At 35.2% G+C, this 1,237-nt stretch carries 3 protein-coding genes; 1 reads left to right on the top strand and 2 read right to left on the bottom strand.

The features are described 5' to 3' along the window. Positions 1-188, top strand: a 188-nt coding sequence (locus D328_RS31395) for a hypothetical protein (RefSeq protein ID WP_205622145.1), incomplete at its 5' end; no start/stop codon positions are given. 122 nt (positions 189-310) lie between these two features. Here D328_RS31395 and D328_RS0128095 read toward each other — a convergent pair. Continuing rightward, entirely contained in the window at positions 311-832 is a 522-nt protein-coding gene (locus tag D328_RS0128095; RefSeq protein ID WP_018888339.1) for a hypothetical protein, read from the bottom strand. Then, positions 833-1,237 (bottom strand): toxin C-terminal domain-containing protein (locus D328_RS31705; RefSeq protein WP_018888338.1); only part of this gene is annotated, 405 nt, incomplete at its 5' end.

Raw genomic sequence — 1,237 nt, 5'->3', positions numbered from 1 at the left:
TAGGTTTGTCAGATGGAGGACGTCCCATCTTTTTAGAGGACATCGCTTCACCTCTTTTTTGTCCTGACAATAATATATTATTGTCAGGACAAAAAGTCGACGATGTTACTTTACCGATCACTGATTTTTCTCGGCAAGTTAAATTATATACAATTTCATATATATTTGGTGTTTTTAACCATAATTAAACCTGAGCAATTTTTTTTCTGAACTCTCCAATACACTCGATACAGGCTAAAAGTAAACAAGAGACCCTGGGAATCATACCCCAAGGTCTGTAATCATATTATAATAATATATCGTATAGTAATTAGAACTTCTCAACAAACAATCCTATTTCTTCAATTTTGGGTATTATTACCTCGATAGGTCGGTCCGTATGAATTCCCATTAAAAAGTCATATCCAATAAAGACCTTTAGGTTTGTTTCAAAATAAACCTCCGCACCTATTTCTTCCCTTAGTAAAAGTCGAACCAAGGAATCGATCTGTTGGGATGAAAATTTCATGGTGTCAATTAAATTGTAGTAAATGTCCTTAAGATATTCCTCATTGTATAATTCACGATATTTGTTAATGGATTTTTCAAAACCACTATCATCAGTACTTCTTCTCACATCACTAACAACAATAAAAGGAGTATTCGTATAGTCCATAATGAGTTGTATTACCTTTACATACTTGTCTTCAACTGACTTATATTCCTCTACGGTAAGTATGTTACCCTCGAATTTCTTTCCAATATCGCTAATGGACATCCAGTCTTCTCTAAGATAGTTTCCGTTAGCTTCTCTAAAGAAAGGATTGTATTTAGTTATACGATATTTATTCATCTAATCACCTATTCTATTTAGAGTTCCATCATAAGTACCCATCCGTGTATCTTTTTTATTTAATGCTTCGGGTGATTTAGCCATTTTCCACACCCCACCATTATGAGGACCACTACCGTCACCGCTACCAATGTCTTGACTTATATACGTCTTAGTTTTTTTATTATAGAAAATTTTTTCTCCATTCTTTGCTGTGTAGTTTGTTGCTTCGTATCCCAGTTCTTTTGCCGCAGCCGTAGACTGCTTCGTGGTCATTCTAACCCAATCACAATCTGTATTATGCACCCAAATCCCAATATCTGTTACATAATACGTATGGTAGTCCGCAACTGTGAAGTTATACACCGTGATTGGCTTGTCCAGCTTAAGGAATTCAACCTTATCAATCTTCAGGTTGCTTCCATC

The organism is Paenibacillus massiliensis 2301065 = DSM 16942, from assembly GCF_000377505.1.
GTDB lineage: Bacteria > Bacillota > Bacilli > Paenibacillales > Paenibacillaceae > Paenibacillus > Paenibacillus massiliensis.
Note: the sequence above shows the minus strand (reverse complement) of the source record. Positions and strands in the feature narration are given on the sequence as shown.

Excerpts from the sequence above, each read along its gene's own strand:
- D328_RS0128095 (WP_018888339.1), bottom strand. The coding sequence starts at position 832 with ATGAATAAATATCGTATAACTAAATACAATCCTTTCTTTAGAGAAGCT.